Origin of the sequence: Streptomyces cirratus, from assembly GCF_014650775.1 — a bacterium.
Taxonomy (GTDB): Bacteria; Actinomycetota; Actinomycetes; order Streptomycetales; family Streptomycetaceae; genus Streptomyces; species Streptomyces cirratus.
The window spans coordinates 1-619 of the sequence record NZ_BMVP01000064.1 but is presented as its reverse complement, the minus strand read 5'-3'; the positions used below and the strand labels follow the sequence as shown (position 1 = coordinate 619).

The 619-nt window shown below is 72.9% G+C and carries 1 protein-coding gene; it reads left to right on the top strand.

Annotated features, from left to right (window positions below):
• Window positions 1–619 (top strand): ketoacyl-synthetase C-terminal extension domain-containing protein (locus IE207_RS32900; RefSeq protein WP_308433711.1); only part of this gene is annotated, 619 nt, incomplete at both ends.

The window sequence follows — 619 nt, the reverse complement described above, 5'->3', positions numbered from 1 at the left end:
TGTGGCTGGGCTCCGTCAAGTCGAACATGGGCCACACCCAGGCGGCGGCGGGTGTGGCGGGCGTCATCAAGATGGTCATGGCTATGCGGCACGGTGTCCTGCCGGCCACGTTGCACGCGGACGAGCGGTCCGACCAGGTCGACTGGTCGGCGGGGAACGTGGAACTCCTTGCGGAGGCGCGCGACTGGGCGGAGGCCGTGGACCGGCCCCGCAGGGCGGGCATCTCCTCATTCGGGCTGAGCGGGACGAACGCGCATGTGATCGTGGAGCAGGCTCCCCGGGAAGTGGCAGGCGCCGAGGAACGCCCGGGATCCGGGTTGCCGGTGGTGCCCTGGCTGCTGTCGGCGAAGTCGGCGCAAGCCCTGGTGGGTCAGGCGGAACGCCTGCTGGCGGTGGCCGACGCCCACCGCCCCGAGGACATCGGGTACACGCTGGCCACCGCTCGCGGCGCGATGGAACACCGGGCGGTGATCGCGGGCGACCGCGAGTCCGGCCTGGCGGCGCTGGCCTCGGGGCAGCCGCATCCGGGTGTCGTGCGGGGCGTGGCCGGCAAGGGGCGGACGGCGTTCTTGTTCACGGGGCAGGGTGCGCAGCGGCTGGGGATGGGGCGGGAGTTGTA